Source organism: Staphylococcus sp. GW823-FHT05F06 (genome assembly GCF_058795495.1).
The window spans coordinates 121,781-137,803 of sequence record NZ_JBXAHW010000007.1 but is presented as its reverse complement, the minus strand read 5'-3'; the positions used below and the strand labels follow the sequence as shown (position 1 = coordinate 137,803).

Here is a 16,023-nt window from a genome sequence, read left to right as displayed (position 1 = left end):
GTGATTGCTCAAGAAAGCTATCCTAATGTCGATAGACATTCCTTTCTAGTCGAAAAATTACGCTTACTTATTCAACAATTAAAACAATCTATTCATCATCTCAAACAATTAGATGATGCCATGATTCAATTAGCACAACAACTCGATTATTTTGAAAATATTCATTCGATACCTGGTATTGGTAAGCTAAGCACAGCTATGATTATTGGGGAGATTGGTGATATTAAGCGATTTAAATCAAATAAACAACTCAATGCTTTTGTTGGCATTGATATCAAACGATATCAATCAGGTCATACACACTGTAGAGATACCATCAACAAGCGTGGTAATAAAAAAGCGAGAAAACTTTTATTTTGGGTGATTATGAATATAATAAGAGGGCAGCATCATTATGACAATCATGTCGTCGATTATTACTACAAACTAAGAAAGCAGCCTAATGAGAAACCTCATAAGACTGCCATCATTGCTTGTATAAATCGATTATTAAAAACAATTCATTATCTTGTAATGAATCATAAATTGTACGATTATCAAATGTCACCACATTAGCCAAACGTACAATCAAATATAGTTTAACACCTTATTCAAAAAAATTAAAATGAACGGTTTAGTTAAGTAATGCTTATTTTAATTATAAGTACTTGACTAATCGTAGGAATAAGAGGTTGGGACATAAAATTCCAGGATAAGTAAATAAAGACAATTTCTATTGAAATAATATAGAAATTGTCTTTTTTATAGTTTTTTGATGATTTTCAGCTCGTTGAGCTTTTACTTTATTATATTAAGCAACGATAATGTCTGAATTTATCGAATTCAGTCTCGGGAATTGTTTCTGCAATATCATTTACATGTCGTGAAATATCATTCGTAGGGATAAGAACTGAAGTTTCCATTAGTAGAGTATGTTGAGTCATGTTATAGTCTTTATACATAAGGCACCTCGTTAATTTTGTTTATTGGTATTTATTAAATTATACGAAAGGGCCTTATTTTTCAAAGTATTTTAATATAAAATTACATATAAACACAAAGTATTTTGGCGAGACTCTTGAGGGAACAGGACAAGCTGAAGACTACAGGCTGAAGCTGTCCCCTAAGAAAGCGAGCCAACAATACGAAGTATTTTAAATAAAGATGCCAGTAAATGAATTTATGAAAACTCATTTACTGGCTATTTTGCTAGGAATTATATCCCAACCACTTAACAATTTCAATTCACTGAAAAACTATTTTTTTTCGTTCCCTTTTGGACCTGATTTATATTCATATTTACCAGGATTTACTTTTTTAAAGTCAGGATTTTTGTAGAATCTGAACAAGTCACCATTTAACACGCTGTCACTCATTTCAAGATCTTTCTCTACTTGTTTTTTATTTTTATCGAAGTCTTTAGGTTTTTCAGTAAGCAATTCATTATCTTTATTTGAGTAAATTTTACCATTCACATACTTATAATCTTCAGTGATAAAATCACCATTTCTAAACGGTACTACGTTATTGTGTTGTTTAGAGAACATGTCAGAACCAAACATTAGGTAATTCTTGCTATCAATACCAACAAGATGTAGTAATGTAGGCATAACATCCATTTGCCCAGCATACTCTTTATTTACGCCCCCTGATTTACCTGGAACTTTTAACCAGAAGCCAGTGCGGTTTAAATCTGTAAATTTAGCTGGTGTAATCTTCTCACCTAATAATTTTTCCATAGCATTATTATGATTTTCAGAAATACCATAATGGTCACCGTAAATCATAATGACTGAGTTATCATATAGACCTTTTTTCTTAAGGTCAGTAATATATTCCTCTAAAGCTTGGTCGAGATAGTGTGCCGTTTGTATATAACCGTCTACTGTTGAGTCACCGGTATTAGGTTTATCAATAGAAGCATCCTCTTCATCTAATGTGAAAGGATAGTGGTTAGTTAAAGTAATTAAGTGTGAATAAAACGGCTTTTTCATTTTAGATTGATAATCTGCTGATGCTTTAAAGAATGGTTTATCTTTTAAACCAAGATTAACAATATTGTCGTCAGACATGTCATAGTAAGTAGCATCATAGAAATTGTCAATACCGAAATGTTTATAAACTTGATCTCGATTCCAAAATGTTTTGTAGTCACCATGCATTACATTAGATGTATAACCTTGCTTTTGGTCTAGTATAGCTGGTAATGATTGATACGTATTATCTCCCTTCAGTGAATAGGCTGAGCCTTGCGGCAAGCCATATAAACTGTTGTCCATTGTAAACTCTGAGTCAGATGTTTTACCTTGCCCTGTTTGATGGAAAAAGTTTGGGAAATACGTAAAATCTTGGTTACCACTAGATAATTTATTTAAAAACGGTGTAACCTCTTTACCATTTACCTTTTTATTGATTAAGAAAGTCTGGAAACTTTCAAGGTGAATTTTAATTATATTTTTCTTTTTCGCTGCACCATAATATTCAGGATTAGGTTCAGTACGTTTCTGCTTAGTGTAATTCAGCACTTTAGTTAAGTCGTCTTCAGAAGCTAGTGCTTTTTGCTGATTATTTTCGATTGTTTTTACACCATCATAAACAGTGAAGTTATATGGTCCTAAGTATTTCACAAGATATTTATGGTCAAAAGTTCTTGTTAATAATTCGGGACGATCTGTTTCTGCAAACGCTAAATTTAAGAAAAATAATGCTACTGATGTAGCCATCACAACGGGTACGAATTTTTTACTGAATGCTCTATTATCTAACCATTTGCGTTTAAATATTAAAATAGCAAGATAGATAATAGTGTCAATGAAGTAGACAAAGTCATACCATTTGAAAGAAGCACTTACTGCACCACCCATTGATTCAACGTTGCCTGCCTGGTTTAGTGTACTAAAAGTTAAGAAATCTGAGAAAAATCTGAAGTACACAACGTTTGCGTATAGTAGAAACGTAAGTAAAAATCCTCCAATAAAGATGAACCAAAATGCCTTCTTACCTTTAAAAAATAGGAAAACACTTAGTACAAGTGCAATCAAACTATAGGGATTCATAAGCAATATTAAGTTTTGTACTAAACCCTTGACACCTAAAGAAAAGTCAACATAATATGAAAAATATGTCTTCAAAGTAATGGTGAATACCGTTAATAAGAAGAACGCAAAAATTCCTATTTTCTTCTTGGGTAAACTCATGTTTGTTTCCTCCGTTTTTAGTAATGAATCATTTTTACGTTAAATGATTTACTTTACCTTCAGTTAATTCAAATTATAACTATCTGTTTAAATTACTTTATATTCATTTGATCAAATCGATTATTTCTATATATAAATTTAAGAATTTGATATAAAACGTAAATGCGAATACGTCATTGTTTAGACTATGTAGTTGTTAACTTTTTATTAAGATTTTTAAATGTTTGTAATCTTATTGTAATAAAAATACATAGTTCAATTTATAAATATATAGTATTATGACTTAAATATCAAGTAAAAGCACGCTATACAGGTAAATTGTCAACATAAAAGTGTTATTAAAATTTTAAATAATTAATCTCTTGTGCATATATAATGATTCATTATAAACTCAGTATTTCTTATGTTCATCAGTCTCCAGGACGATTCAATTTAAGTTCCAAAACTGATGGACAGGGCACAAGACTACTTATTTTTTATTTATAGGAAAGCAATTGCATAAATAATACGTCATTTTAAAATAAGATGATTTTCAACTTAAATACAGATATTCACTTTAACATTTCTAATTGCATACGGTGTTCAATACCATGGAACAATTGATTTAACCAATTGCTATACTTTATTAAGTTTTTTTCTGCAGTTTCGATATCTATAAATTGAAATTTCAATTTTGAGCCTTGTGGTTTTTGGGCTAATTTTGTTAGATGATAGCTTGCGATTGTACCTATTTGAGGATAACTTCCTAATGTATAATGATCGTTTAATAATACAATCGGTGTGCCATCTCTCTTAACTTGAATGGTTCCTCTTTTTATTGATTGATGAGCCGGCATATCATCATAGTATGCTTTGATTTGGGGGCCATCAAGCACCATACCTACTCTATTTGTTTTACTAGACACACTATATTCAGCCGTTGTAAAACGACGCGTCGCCTCTTTTTTAAAATCTTCCGTTCCCTTATTTTTTATAACATGAAAAACATCCGAAACATAATTGAAAGACAATGCGTAACCATCAATTCCCCAATCAGTTGTACGTTTGTCAGATAAGTTTTCAAATAGCTTAAGATGTCGTTGAGAATAGTGGTGTTTTAATTCTATTTCATCACCTTTCTTAAGCTTTCTTCCCTCAAAACCACCAATTTCCACATTAAAATCTGTAGATGCTGAATGAAGCCATTTTTCTAGTTTAAAACCTCCACCAACTGCTAGATAAACACGTGATGTACGACTGGTTTCATTAAATTTCAATGTCTCACCTTCATTGATGAGATATAATTTATTAGGATAAATTTTCATATGTTCAGTTTCAGCTTTAAAATTACCACCTGTTAAAGCTATAAGTGCCGGCTCAGTGAAACGAATTGTTGCCATTTTTTGAGTCATTTCAAGTGTTGCTTCATTTTTGTCATTTGCAACCAGACGGTTGGCTATTTCATGTGCTAATTCATCTAGTGCGCCACTCGGGATGACACCTTCATGTTCATATCCCTTTCTTCCAAAATCTTGAAAGCTACTAAATAGGCCACTATTTTCAATTATGATTGACATGTTTTATAATCTCCTAGTTCTATTTCATTGATATCTTTAGACTCAAACGTGACATTGTCTCCTAGCTTTAATAATGTAAAGTTTTGTTGCTCAGGAAAGAAAAGTTGAACTGGTGTATATCCGATAACTAACCAATCATTATATGTATCAGTAGTAACTATTCCACATTTTTTTCCTTCCATAATAACTGATCCACAAGGGATGAATTTTTTCTTTTCACTTGTGTGGTTCACATGCAATTTTTTATTCATTCCAGTAAGATACGGAAATCCTGGTGAATACCCCATCATTGATACAAAATATTTTTCTTGAGTATGTAATTTTACAAAATCCTCTAATTTGAGTTTAAGATGCTTTAACAAATGTTGTAAATCAGGCCCAAATTCTCCCCCATATATAACTGGAATATTAACAGATTGTTGTTTTTGAATATATTTTGCTTGAAGTTGTTGTCGATGATGTCTAATTTCTAATTTTATAGAATCAATTAAAGCTTTCATATATAAAAATGGTGACTGAATATGGTGATGTTTAATCATATCTCTTGCGTCATAACAAATCATTAGGTCAGACTCTGTAGCTACAATTTCAGTAATAAATGGATATGATTTATCAATTAAATATGCTCTCAATGAAAGTAAATCTTCTGTCAGTCTTTGAGATACATTTTTCTCTATTGAAACAACAATGGCTTGGTCGCCTTGACTATATATTTTCATAATATCACCTCGTCAAAATTAATGATGATAAAAGACATTCATCAATTTAATAATATGTGGCATTATAGATTGCATAAGCAAATAAACCAACACAAACGCACAAAATGTAGTTATAGTAGCTATTAACTTAGCAATAAGCACTTGATTGTTTTTAATGGCTTGGTTTGACATCTTTTTACCTAATACAGTAAGAAGTATTAATATAGCTAACCATAATAATGTCATAGGCTACCTCATTATTTTTTATCATTAAAATTCTTTTTCATAAATATATTATACATATACTTTAACACCGACAACCTCTCTTAAGCTATTGATTAAATAGACGTTGATTTGACTCGATTTGATTTTTTCTTTAAATTCTTCGATATAAAAATCTTTTTCTATAACTTTGCCTTGATCTATAAGAGATTGTCTCATACAGCCGGGGAGCATGTCTCCTTTATATGTTGGTGTATACAATTTATCTCTTTCTTGTATCATCACGTTGCCAATGTCAAACTCTAAAATTTTACCATCTTCATCATAGATCAGTATTAAGTCTGTGAAATGATTATGTGTTAAATAATCACGTTCTGTTGTTTTATTAGTTATGATTACTTTATCAATATTCTTTTTTTGTTGAACTAGTCGAGCGGTAAAAAAAGGTTTATCGGGTATCGGAAATAACTCATAGTTTAATTCACCTTCTTTGTTTAACGTCACCTTCAAACGAAATACGCCTTTTGAATGCAAGGTTTTTATATTATGAATAAACTGCTTCCAAAATAGATGATCAAATTGAAATCCTAGATGCTCACTAGAAGTTGAAATACGTTGATAATGGTAGTCAAGACGAGGAATGAATCCCTTATCCAATTTCATTGTTTCAAATAAATGCATATTATAACCGCTCCAAAATTTTAGTTTTATCGTGAAATTCCTGAACTTCATTTTCGGGTACTGAATCAATTGTTATACCAGCACCCACCCCATAAACCGCTTCTTCATGATTATACTCAATTGTCCGTATAGGGATATTAAATATCATCCTTTGGTTTGGAAGTAATAAGCCAATTGTTCCACAGTAAATGGATCTTGGCATGTCCTCCAACTGAGCTATATATTGCATTGTATTTATTTTTGGTGCACCTGTAATAGAACCACAAGGAAAGAGCGCTCGCATCATATCTATCAATTGAATGTCATCTTGTAATCGGCCACACACTGTACTGGTCATTTGGAAAACTGTGTCATATTTCTCAATCGAAAACAATTCAGGTACATCTATAGTTCCACTTTGAGCAATTCTTGTAATATCGTTACGTAATAAGTCTACAATCATCACATTCTCCGCCATATCTTTAGAGGAGGTTTTTAAATTATTATAATATAGCTCATCTTCTTTAACATTTTTCCCTCTAGGCATAGTCCCTTTCATCGGCTTACTAACAATCATATTTGATTTACCTTTATAGTCACCTTTTTGAAAGAAAAGTTCAGGCGATATTGATGCTACTTTTATATCAGGTGTGTCCATTAAAACGGTATAATTACCATTTTGTGACATAGTAAGTTGATAATATAAGTGACTTATAGGACAGAAAACTTCTGCTTTTAAGCGGGTTGTGTAATTCACCTGATACGTTGCCCCTTCAATAATGGCTTTATGAATCGATTTGATCTTGTTAATCATCGCTTTATCACTTTCACAAAAATAAAATCCTTCAGTTTTTATATGATTTTTATTGGGCATTACTTTTTTTATATTTTTTATCGAATTGACCGATTTAAATGAATAAGCTGCAGCAAAAATATGGGATTGTTTCACATTATTGACCACCATTTCCTTATTAAAAAAAGGTGCTGCTTCATAAGTAACATAAAGTGCAACATAGCTTCCGTTACGTTGTTCTTGTTCTGCAAAGTGAATGACATCCCCTACTTCATCAAGACGATATGCAATTTTAGAATCTTGAAAGTTATCCATTTCTAATTGATAGTCTTCATAGTCCTTTTCATTTTCATAATAGCGATACTTAAATTCAATGTGCATATTTAACCCCTACCTCGGTTAAGAATAAATTTAATTGTTCGTGACCATATTCACTTAGTATAGATTCAGGATGATACTGTAAACCATAAATAGGATACTTATGATGTGCAACAGCCATAATAACATTCTCGTTGTTCAGAGCTGTGACTTTTAATGCGCTAGGTATTGTAGAGGGGTCAGCCATAAGTGAATGGTATCGCATCACGTTAAAATACGATGGTAGACCTTTAAAAATACCCTCATTGCTATGCCTTATCTTGGTAATATGTCCATGAATAGGTTTATCATTATGAATAATGTTTCCTCCAAAGTATTCAATGATTAATTGAAAACCTAAACAGACGCCCAAAATGGGAACGTGACGGTGAAATATTTCTAATACGGATGATAGTATTGGATAATCACTAGGTTTCCCAGGTCCAGGTGAAATGACAATCGCTCTCGGATTCAATGCATCGAGATGCTGTGTCATCAAATCATTTACAGAAATGATTTTCACTTCTTCAGTAGTTTTTACTTTAATATAATCTATTAAGTTATATGTAAAGGAATCTTGATTATCTATCATTAAAATCATATTCATACCTCAATTATCGATAAAGATTGTTAATTATTATAGTTGTTACTCTCTATTATCACAGAACATGACTTGATTTTATATAGCATTTCGTTTATTCTATGTTCCGTGCAAAATAATAACAGAGGTTCCTAGCCGAAACCCTCTATAAAAAACTAGACATGAAAATTTCAACAATGAATTTCTTCATATTTATAATGTTAAGACTATATATGTCTTTAATATTTCTGTCTATCTTTTTTATAGAGATAGACTTTTTTTATGCAAAATTATCACAATGATGAGGAGTCATATCAATGTCACAAAATGACTTAAATAAAGAAAAAGCACTTGTCGTATTTAGTGGTGGTCAAGATAGTACGACATGCTTATTTTACGCTAAAAAACATTTTAAAGAAGTAGAACTCGTTACATTTAATTACGGACAAAGACATGATAAAGAAATTGAAGTTGCAAAAAAAATTGCAAAAGAACAAAATTTGAAACATCATATTTTAGATATGTCATTACTATCTCAACTTACTCCCAATGCACTTACACAACATGAGTTAAGTATTGAAGATAATGATGATGGTATTCCTAATACTTTCGTACCAGCTAGAAATCTATTGTTTTTATCTTTTGCTGGCGCGTTAGCCTATCAAATTCATGCTAAACATATTATTACTGGTGTTTGTGAAACAGATTTTTCAGGTTATCCAGATTGTAGAGATAGCTTTATCAAATCTATGAATGTAACTTTAAGTCTTTCAATGGATAAAGACTTTGTCATTCATACACCATTAATGTGGTTAGACAAAGCACAGACATGGGCACTCAGCGATAAGCTAGGTGTGTTAGATTATATTCGCCACAACACATTAACATGTTATAACGGTATCATTGGTGATGGTTGTGGTGAATGTCCAGCATGTCACTTAAGAGCTCGAGGTTTAAAACATTATCTTGAACATAAAGGAGAAGAATAAGGAAATGCAACAAATATATCCAAGTGTCACTCACCCATATCAATTCGAACTTAACAAAGATTTTAACTTTTCAGCTGCACATTACATTCCCTTTGAAGAAGCGGGAAAATGTATTCGTACACACGGTCATACGTATTACGTCAACTTAACAATCGCTGGTAATACACTAGATAAATGTGGATTTTTAGTTAATTTTAGAGATTTAAAAAAGCTAGTTCATGAACAATTTGACCATTATTTGCTTAATGACTTACCTGCTTTTAAGGATAAAAGTCCCTCAACAGAAATTGTCGCACAAACGATTTACCACATTATTCAAAAAGAGTTAAATCAAAGAGAGAATCAACCGAAATGTGTTCAAGTTTATCTTAGAGAAACACCTTCAAGTTACGTAGTTTATAGACCAAAGGAAGATCAAGTGTAAATGGCTAAAATACCCGTTTTAGAAATATTTGGACCAACGATTCAAGGTGAAGGTCGTGTAATAGGAAGAAAAACAATGTTTGTGCGTACAGCTGGTTGTGATTATCGATGTAGCTGGTGTGATTCTGCATTTACTTGGGACGGTAGTGCTAAAGAAGATATCAAATTAATGACTGCTGAAGAAATTTATGATGCGTTACTTGAAATAGGTGGTCATCGATTTAATCACGTAACTATATCCGGAGGTAACCCTGCGTTAATCAAAGGTATACAGGAATTAGTAGATTTATTTGAAGACAAACATATTTATACAGCTTTAGAAACACAAGGTAGTCGTTTCCAATCATGGATGACACAAATTGACGATTTAACGATTAGTCCAAAACCCCCTAGTTCGGGAATGAAAACTAATCTAGAAATATTAGATTCTGTTATAAATCAATGTACATTTCATTCACTTAATTTGAAAGTGGTGATTTTTGACGATGCAGACTATGATTTTGCAAAATTAATTCATCATCGCTACCCTAACATCCCATTCTATCTACAAGTAGGTAATCCTTATCTTGATGATAACGTTGACCAACATACAGATAAATTACTTGAAAGGTATGAGCAATTAGTGGATCGTGTAATGCAAAGTAGTGATATGAATCATGTCTATGTACTACCGCAATTACACACATTATTATGGAGTAATAAAAAAGGTGTCTAATATTGAAAAAACGTTTAAAAAAATTTCTGAGTGTTATGAAATGATTAAGTTAATGTTAATTGATATAATGAAGAGATGAAGATTTACGAATAGGAGTTCAACATGATTATATATATATTAATTAACATCGCCATCGTCTTGCTAATTCTTGGCTTCGATTTATACCGACATCGTTTCAGACAGCTTAAGTTTAGCTCCATATTATTATCTGTTTTAATCAATAGCATGATTGATATTTTTGCGATTAATCAATTCAATTTTATTACGATGTTTACCGTCACGCTATTTATGATATGGACACTTTTACAAATATATTTAAATTTCAAGCTATATCCTTTTGTAATTTCTGACCAAAAGTTTATTGCTATAATACTAGCCATTGTTATAAGCTTATTGCAATTTATTACAGATAAATCGAGCACACAATCGGTGTACATGTCCATCCCATATTTATCACCCACGATATTTATAATAGGGGCGATTTTACTTTTTGTAGGTACTTTCAAAATAGACGAAGTTGAACGTCTTTCACTATTTCGTAAAATTAAAAGACCAATGACAACAGGTACAATTATTATTATCCTATCTCTCATATCAACGATGATTTTAACGCCCTTTTGGTATGTCTTTTTAATCATTTATAGCTTACTCATTGGTTTTATATTATGGCAAGGTGTTTTCTTCATAAAAGATAAAAAATAATTATCCTTGCTACAGTTAAAATAATGCTTTCACATTAAAATACGATACATCATCCAAACTTTACATTGATTTATAAGATAGAGGTTGGGACATAATTCCTAGCAAAATAGCCAGTAAATGAGTTTTCATAAATTCATTTACTGGCTTCTTTATTTACAATACTTCGTATTGTTGGCTCGCTTTCTTATCGGACAGCTTCAGCCTGTAGTCTTCAGCTTGTCCTGTTCTCTCAAGAGTCTCGCCAAAATACTTTGTGCTTATATGTAATTTTATATTAAAATACTTTAAAAAATATGGCCCTTTCGTATAATTTAATAAATACCAATAAACTAATTTAACGAGGTGCTTTATGTGTAAAGAATATAACATGACTCAACATACTCTACCAATGGAAACTTCAGTTCTTATCCCTACAAATAATATTTCACGACATGTAAATGATATTGTAGAAACAATTCCCGATACTGAATTCGATGAATTCAGTCATCATCGTGGCTTAATATAAGAAAAGTAACAGATCAACGAACTGAAAATAATCAAAAAATTATAAAAAAGACAATTTCTATATTATTTCAATAGAATTTGTCTTTTTTTACTTATCCTGGAACTTTTTGCCCCAGCCTTTTTTTATTTGTAGACAATATATAATGTGAAACATCTTTTGATCTTAGGTCATAAGTGATTGGATTAGCCATATTTTTCAGACAGTCTAATATAGAATTGAGAATATCATTATAGCAACTTCTAATTTAAAAACTTGTTCAACAAGAAAAAGTCACTGAGAAATTTACTTGTCATATAAGTTGTGTCGAGCTCATATTAGAATAAAGAATTCAAAATGAATGTCCTCCTACCCCAACCGTTAATTCTTATTAATTTTCAATATTGACACCTTTTCTTCATTTTATCTCTTTTATTTATTTCATTTTTTATTTATCAAGCCTATTACGTTCTAATAAAACTCTTTCATTTTTATAATTATAAATAAAAATCATTTTGATTTAATTCTTTTTTAAATGTAGTTAAGAAATAGTTAATGGTTATGTTCACGTATTCTGATTAAACTATTCTTAAATAAAAATAGAAAAGAGGAATACATTATGAATACAAAATATTTATTAGCAGTCGGAGCAATTGTTACATCACTTACATTAGGCGCATGTGGAAATTCTAACTCGGAAAGCGATCACGCTAATCACAAAGATAAACAACAAGAAGACAGTAATGTAAAAACAGACACAACGAAAAAATTATCTGGTAATTTTGAATCTAAAAACGGAGAAAAAGTAGAAGGTAAAGCTAAAATTGAAAATGGCAAACTTATGTTAGAGAATTACAAATCTTCTAAAGGTCCAGACCTATATGTTTACCTAACTAAAAACGGAGATATTAAATCCGGTAAAAAGATTTCAACAGTAGACTACAATAAATCCAAACAAACTTTTGATTTAAAAAATGTAGATTTAGAAAAATACAATGAAGTAACAATTTATTGCGAAAAAGCACATGTAATTTTTGGTGGCGCTAAATTAAAATAATTTAGCTATTAAATGTAGGCGTTTTTAACTATAGAAAGAGAGTGTTAATCATGAAGAAAATAAGTTTATTTATAATATTTTTAATTCGTGTAATTTCAGGTATTGTTATTTTCAGACAAGGATGGGAGAAATTTACAGGTGATTTTACATTAAACGGGCTAGTTCCGGTAATTAGAGATAACACAGACTCTCCTCAATGGTATAAATGGTTTTTTGAACATATTGTTGCACACACAACAGGATTATTTAATATAATCGTACCTTTAGGGGAAATGGCAATTGGTTTAGGTTTAATTTTAGGTATATTTGCATACGCTGCAAGTTTCTTTGGAGCCTTCGTTATGATAAATTATATTTTAGCAGATATGATTTTTACGTACCCTCTACAATTAGCTTTCTTTATTATTTTACTCATGAGCCACTCTTTATTGGCTAAGGTATCACTTAAAGAAATCATCGCTTATTTTAGAGACCGTAATAACCGAGGTGAAGATAAGCATGACCCACTTACTAATCGTGGATGATGAAAAAGATATTGTAGACATTTGTCAAACGTATTTCGAATATGAAGGATATCAGGTTACGACAACAACATGTGGTAAAGAAGCACTAAAATTATTATCTTCAGATATAGATATTATGATTTTAGACATTATGATGCCGGAAGTTAGCGGATACGATATTGTCAAAAAAATGAAAGATATGCAACTTGATATACCTTTCATATATCTAACAGCAAAAACTCAAGAACATGACACGATATACGCACTGACGTTAGGTGCTGATGACTATATTAAAAAACCCTTTAGCCCAAGAGAACTAGTATTACGTACTAATAACCTTCTCGCTAGAATGAGTAAATCAAATCATTCTAATAAAATTGAGCAATTAGAATTTGATGGTTTAGTTTTAAAAAATTTAAGCAAGACACTTACCATTAACAATATAGAGATACCTATGCGCATTAAAGAATTTGAATTGCTATGGTATCTTGCTTCTAGAGAAGGTGAAGTTATTTCTAAATCCGAACTTCTAGAAAAAGTATGGGGATATGACTATTACGAAGATGCTAACACTGTCAATGTCCACATACATAGAATTCGCGAGAAATTAGAAAAACATGATTTTTTACCCTACACTATTACAACTGTGTGGGGCCTTGGTTATAAGTTTGAAAGGAGCCGATAACTATTTTTTCAATAAGAAGTCAAATCATTATCGGTGTCATTTCAAGCGTTATTTTAACAACAATTATACTGGTTATTGCATATAAGCTCATGTGGTTTAATGGTCACATGACACTCACTTTAGCCATCACTACTATGATAACAAGCTGTTTAACACTTTCGATTTGTAGTATTTTTATTAATCCTTTAATTCAGAAGATTAAGCAATTCAATATTAAGACTAAGCAATTTATAAATCACGAAAAATTCATTGATGATGAAACATTTCAGTCTCCTAGAGAAATTAAAGAGTTGAATGATTCTTTTAATAAAATGGCATATGAAATCAATAATCAAATGAATATGATAAAAAACGAGCAACAAGAAAAAACTGAAATCATACAAAACCTTGCACATGATTTAAAAACACCTTTAGCTGGTATTCGATCATATTCTGAAGGTTTACGGGATGGCGTCATTAGTGATCCTCAAGAAGTTCATGAAGCATATGAAATATTAATTAAACAAGCAAATCGTTTATCAATTTTATTTGATGACATTACACATGTGATTAATTTAAATACTGGACGTTCTTATCCTTTGGAATTAATACAGCTCGATCAATTACTTGTTAATATATTACAACCATACGAGCAACACATAAAACAAGAAAATCGTACACTTGAAGTTAATTTCTGCACAGATATTGATGCATTCTACCAGTATCGACCTCCAATCGAACGTATTTTGACCAATTTACTAGATAATGCATTAAAATTTTCTAATTCTGGTAGCCGTATTGATATTATTATTTCTGAGTGTAAAGAAAACGACGTCATTAGTATTTCAATAAAAGATGAGGGCATAGGTATCGTTCCAGAACTTCAATCACGTATCTTTGAAAGAACGTTTAGAGTTGAAGATTCTCGAAATACTAAGACTGGTGGTTCGGGGTTAGGATTATACATTGCAAATGAGTTAGCACAACAAATTGACGCCTCTATTACAGTCCAAAGTGATTTAGACATTGGAACCACGATGACACTTACCTTAAAAAAATTTCAATTTAAAAAGTAATTTGTATTGCATTAAAAAACCGAATGTAGCTGGAATGAGTTTGAACACTCTAGCTACATTCGGTTTTCATTAATGTACACGCTCTTTAAAACCTTCATCTTGAGAATAATTTGATGCATACGTATCACTATATGTTTTAACTTTATAAAAAGAACTTAATTTATATAAATCATTACTACGCTTGTTGTTTCTATTTTTATTCAGGTTTAAAGCATTATATCTCATGTCGAGATTCTCAGTCTGAATATTAGAGTTTTCAACAATATACTTCGGTCTATGTTTAACTTCATAATAAATACGACCAATATATTCTCCTACTACGCCAATAGACATTAATTGAATACCACCCAACAATAATATAGCAGCAATCGTAGTAAAATAACCAGGTATATTTATACCATTAATCAAAATATTTATTAATAAATAAATTATATATAAAATACTGATAGAAAACGTGAACATACCTAAGTATATCATCATGCGTAAAGGCTTATTGTTAAAAGAGATGAGTCCATCAATACCATAGTTGAGTAACTTTCTAAAAGTCCACTTAGATTCTCCATCTTCACGCGTCACATTTTCATATTGAAATACTTTTGTTTCATAACCTATCCATTCAAATAGACCCTTAGAGAAACGATTATATTCATCAAGTGTTGTTAAAGCTTGAACTGCACGTCGACTGAGTAATCTAAAATCACCAACGCCGTCTTCAAATTGGATATCCTCTACAAATGCATTAATTAATTTATAATAACAACGAGACAAAGTTTTACGTACAAAATTCTCTCCCTGACGATTTCTCTTAGCAACCACTTGATCATAACCTTCAATGTAACCCTCTATCATTTGTGGAATATATTCAGGCGGATGTTGTAAATCTCCATCAATCATAATCACCGCGTCGTGCATTGTGCTATGCTGATAGCCAGCAATCATTGCAGCTTCTTTGCCAAAGTTTCGACTGAATGAAAGATATTTAACATGGTTATCATACGCAACAATATTCTTGATATGATGTATTGTCGTATCTGTACTACCATCGTTAATAAAGAGTAAATCGTATTCATAATTTTTGATTAAACTATCTTTCTTCATTATTTCAGTTAATTTGTCATAAGTTTTCAAAACGACTTCGCCTTCATTATAGCAAGGGACGATGACTCTGATTTTCATTAAATGACATCCTTTTCTCTGAACTATTTGCTATCATTTTATCAATTTCCTTGTCATACATTCTAGTTAAATACTGTGTATTTACATAATCTTAAATTAAGCTTAATAGTTTTAAATATTTTCTTTTATGAGCATCACATTAACTTTTAGTAAAAAGAATTTAATTATTTTTTTAAAGTTAACTCTAACTGATTA

The 16,023-nt window shown here is 30.9% G+C and carries 18 protein-coding genes, 1 pseudogene and 1 riboswitch; of the genes and pseudogenes, 10 read left to right on the top strand and 9 right to left on the bottom strand.

The window, feature by feature from the left end:
• A pseudogene (locus AC1Q7N_RS06545) lies at positions 1 to 555 on the top strand (IS110-like element ISSep2 family transposase); the annotation flags it as partial.
• 230 nt (positions 556 to 785) lie between these two features.
• On the opposite strand, the gene AC1Q7N_RS06540 reads toward AC1Q7N_RS06545, so the two are convergent.
• The 8 genes from AC1Q7N_RS06540 to AC1Q7N_RS06505 form a co-directional block, all read right to left on the bottom strand.
• Positions 786 to 941, bottom strand: coding sequence for a hypothetical protein (locus AC1Q7N_RS06540; RefSeq protein WP_002500047.1), 156 nt, complete (start codon positions 939 to 941; stop codon positions 786 to 788).
• Between the two features lie 294 nt (positions 942 to 1,235).
• Positions 1,236 to 3,176: a polyglycerol-phosphate lipoteichoic acid synthase LtaS gene (gene ltaS / locus AC1Q7N_RS06535; protein ID WP_001830354.1), complete on the bottom strand. Its 1,941-nt coding sequence runs from the start codon at positions 3,174 to 3,176 to the stop codon at positions 1,236 to 1,238.
• 551 nt (positions 3,177 to 3,727) lie between these two features.
• A complete protein-coding gene (locus AC1Q7N_RS06530; protein WP_049387424.1) occupies positions 3,728 to 4,732 on the bottom strand; it encodes a 5-oxoprolinase subunit C family protein in 1,005 nt (334 codons plus the stop codon).
• Positions 4,720 to 5,451 (bottom strand): 5-oxoprolinase subunit B family protein, encoded by a 732-nt coding sequence (locus AC1Q7N_RS06525; RefSeq protein WP_001830356.1) that lies wholly within the window; start codon positions 5,449 to 5,451, stop codon positions 4,720 to 4,722. The genes AC1Q7N_RS06530 and AC1Q7N_RS06525 overlap by 13 nt, the downstream gene beginning before the upstream one ends.
• A gap of 18 nt (positions 5,452 to 5,469) precedes the next feature.
• Positions 5,470 to 5,676 carry a hypothetical protein gene (locus AC1Q7N_RS06520; protein WP_001830353.1) on the bottom strand — a complete coding sequence of 69 codons (207 nt, stop codon included), beginning with the start codon at positions 5,674 to 5,676 and terminating at the stop codon, positions 5,470 to 5,472.
• 48 nt (positions 5,677 to 5,724) lie between these two features.
• Positions 5,725 to 6,333, bottom strand: a complete 609-nt coding sequence (locus AC1Q7N_RS06515) for an aminotransferase class IV (RefSeq protein WP_001830316.1) — start codon at positions 6,331 to 6,333, stop codon at positions 5,725 to 5,727.
• A 1-nt stretch (position 6,334) separates the two neighbouring features.
• The gene (locus AC1Q7N_RS06510) at positions 6,335 to 7,486 is read right to left on the bottom strand and encodes a chorismate-binding protein (RefSeq protein WP_001830323.1); all 1,152 of its coding nucleotides are present in this window, start codon (positions 7,484 to 7,486) and stop codon (positions 6,335 to 6,337) included.
• Positions 7,476 to 8,063, bottom strand: a complete 588-nt coding sequence (locus tag AC1Q7N_RS06505; protein WP_021298803.1) for an anthranilate synthase component II — start codon at positions 8,061 to 8,063, stop codon at positions 7,476 to 7,478. The genes AC1Q7N_RS06510 and AC1Q7N_RS06505 overlap by 11 nt, the downstream gene beginning before the upstream one ends.
• 118 nt (positions 8,064 to 8,181) lie before the next feature.
• Positions 8,182 to 8,228: riboswitch (PreQ1 riboswitch) on the top strand.
• 131 nt (positions 8,229 to 8,359) lie between these two features.
• On the opposite strand from AC1Q7N_RS06505, the gene queC reads away from it, so the two are divergent.
• The 9 genes from queC to AC1Q7N_RS06460 all read left to right on the top strand — a co-directional run bounded on the left by queC (position 8,360) and on the right by AC1Q7N_RS06460 (position 14,652).
• Positions 8,360 to 9,031: a 7-cyano-7-deazaguanine synthase QueC gene (gene queC / locus AC1Q7N_RS06500; RefSeq protein WP_001830328.1), complete on the top strand. Its 672-nt coding sequence runs from the start codon at positions 8,360 to 8,362 to the stop codon at positions 9,029 to 9,031.
• Positions 9,032 to 9,035: 4 nt separating this feature from the next.
• The gene (gene queD, locus AC1Q7N_RS06495; RefSeq protein ID WP_001830341.1) at positions 9,036 to 9,455 is read left to right on the top strand and encodes a 6-carboxytetrahydropterin synthase QueD; all 420 of its coding nucleotides are present in this window, start codon (positions 9,036 to 9,038) and stop codon (positions 9,453 to 9,455) included.
• Positions 9,456 to 10,169: a 7-carboxy-7-deazaguanine synthase QueE gene (queE, locus tag AC1Q7N_RS06490; RefSeq protein WP_001830330.1), complete on the top strand. Its 714-nt coding sequence runs from the start codon at positions 9,456 to 9,458 to the stop codon at positions 10,167 to 10,169.
• Positions 10,170 to 10,271: 102 nt separating this feature from the next.
• Positions 10,272 to 10,871 carry a hypothetical protein gene (locus tag AC1Q7N_RS06485; protein ID WP_001830331.1) on the top strand — a complete coding sequence of 200 codons (600 nt, stop codon included), beginning with the start codon at positions 10,272 to 10,274 and terminating at the stop codon, positions 10,869 to 10,871.
• Positions 10,872 to 11,220: 349 nt separating this feature from the next.
• Positions 11,221 to 11,376, top strand: coding sequence for a hypothetical protein (locus tag AC1Q7N_RS06480; protein ID WP_002485887.1), 156 nt, complete (start codon positions 11,221 to 11,223; stop codon positions 11,374 to 11,376).
• A gap of 595 nt (positions 11,377 to 11,971) precedes the next feature.
• Positions 11,972 to 12,409 carry a DM13 domain-containing protein gene (locus tag AC1Q7N_RS06475; RefSeq protein ID WP_001830329.1) on the top strand — a complete coding sequence of 146 codons (438 nt, stop codon included), beginning with the start codon at positions 11,972 to 11,974 and terminating at the stop codon, positions 12,407 to 12,409.
• Between the two features lie 50 nt (positions 12,410 to 12,459).
• The gene (locus tag AC1Q7N_RS06470) at positions 12,460 to 12,933 is read left to right on the top strand and encodes a DoxX family protein (protein WP_001830332.1); all 474 of its coding nucleotides are present in this window, start codon (positions 12,460 to 12,462) and stop codon (positions 12,931 to 12,933) included.
• Positions 12,908 to 13,597 (top strand): response regulator transcription factor SaeR, encoded by a 690-nt coding sequence (gene saeR, locus AC1Q7N_RS06465; RefSeq protein WP_001830352.1) that lies wholly within the window; start codon positions 12,908 to 12,910, stop codon positions 13,595 to 13,597. The genes AC1Q7N_RS06470 and saeR overlap by 26 nt, the downstream gene beginning before the upstream one ends.
• A 2-nt stretch (positions 13,598 to 13,599) precedes the next feature.
• Entirely contained in the window at positions 13,600 to 14,652 is a 1,053-nt protein-coding gene (locus tag AC1Q7N_RS06460; protein ID WP_025987135.1) for a sensor histidine kinase, read from the top strand.
• A 69-nt stretch (positions 14,653 to 14,721) separates the two neighbouring features.
• On the opposite strand, the gene AC1Q7N_RS06455 is transcribed toward AC1Q7N_RS06460, so the two are convergent.
• Entirely contained in the window at positions 14,722 to 15,828 is a 1,107-nt protein-coding gene (locus tag AC1Q7N_RS06455) for a glycosyltransferase family 2 protein (RefSeq protein WP_001830351.1), read from the bottom strand.
• Between the last annotated feature and the right edge of the window lie 195 nt (positions 15,829 to 16,023).

Coding starts and splice junctions, on each gene's coding strand:
- AC1Q7N_RS06485 (WP_001830331.1), top strand. CDS start 10,272: ATGATTATATATATATTAATTAACATCGCCATCGTCTTGCTAATTCTT.
- AC1Q7N_RS06475 (WP_001830329.1), top strand. CDS start 11,972: ATGAATACAAAATATTTATTAGCAGTCGGAGCAATTGTTACATCACTT.
- AC1Q7N_RS06510 (WP_001830323.1), bottom strand. CDS start 7,486: ATGCACATTGAATTTAAGTATCGCTATTATGAAAATGAAAAGGACTAT.
- queC (WP_001830328.1), top strand. CDS start 8,360: ATGTCACAAAATGACTTAAATAAAGAAAAAGCACTTGTCGTATTTAGT.
- ltaS (WP_001830354.1), bottom strand. CDS start 3,176: ATGAGTTTACCCAAGAAGAAAATAGGAATTTTTGCGTTCTTCTTATTA.
- saeR (WP_001830352.1), top strand. CDS start 12,908: ATGACCCACTTACTAATCGTGGATGATGAAAAAGATATTGTAGACATT.
- AC1Q7N_RS06530 (WP_049387424.1), bottom strand. CDS start 4,732: ATGTCAATCATAATTGAAAATAGTGGCCTATTTAGTAGCTTTCAAGAT.
- AC1Q7N_RS06470 (WP_001830332.1), top strand. CDS start 12,460: ATGAAGAAAATAAGTTTATTTATAATATTTTTAATTCGTGTAATTTCA.
- queE (WP_001830330.1), top strand. CDS start 9,456: ATGGCTAAAATACCCGTTTTAGAAATATTTGGACCAACGATTCAAGGT.
- AC1Q7N_RS06520 (WP_001830353.1), bottom strand. CDS start 5,676: ATGACATTATTATGGTTAGCTATATTAATACTTCTTACTGTATTAGGT.
- AC1Q7N_RS06455 (WP_001830351.1), bottom strand. CDS start 15,828: ATGAAAATCAGAGTCATCGTCCCTTGCTATAATGAAGGCGAAGTCGTT.
- AC1Q7N_RS06540 (WP_002500047.1), bottom strand. CDS start 941: ATGTATAAAGACTATAACATGACTCAACATACTCTACTAATGGAAACT.
- queD (WP_001830341.1), top strand. CDS start 9,036: ATGCAACAAATATATCCAAGTGTCACTCACCCATATCAATTCGAACTT.
- AC1Q7N_RS06505 (WP_021298803.1), bottom strand. CDS start 8,063: ATGATTTTAATGATAGATAATCAAGATTCCTTTACATATAACTTAATA.
- AC1Q7N_RS06525 (WP_001830356.1), bottom strand. CDS start 5,451: ATGAAAATATATAGTCAAGGCGACCAAGCCATTGTTGTTTCAATAGAG.
- AC1Q7N_RS06480 (WP_002485887.1), top strand. CDS start 11,221: ATGTGTAAAGAATATAACATGACTCAACATACTCTACCAATGGAAACT.
- AC1Q7N_RS06515 (WP_001830316.1), bottom strand. CDS start 6,333: ATGCATTTATTTGAAACAATGAAATTGGATAAGGGATTCATTCCTCGT.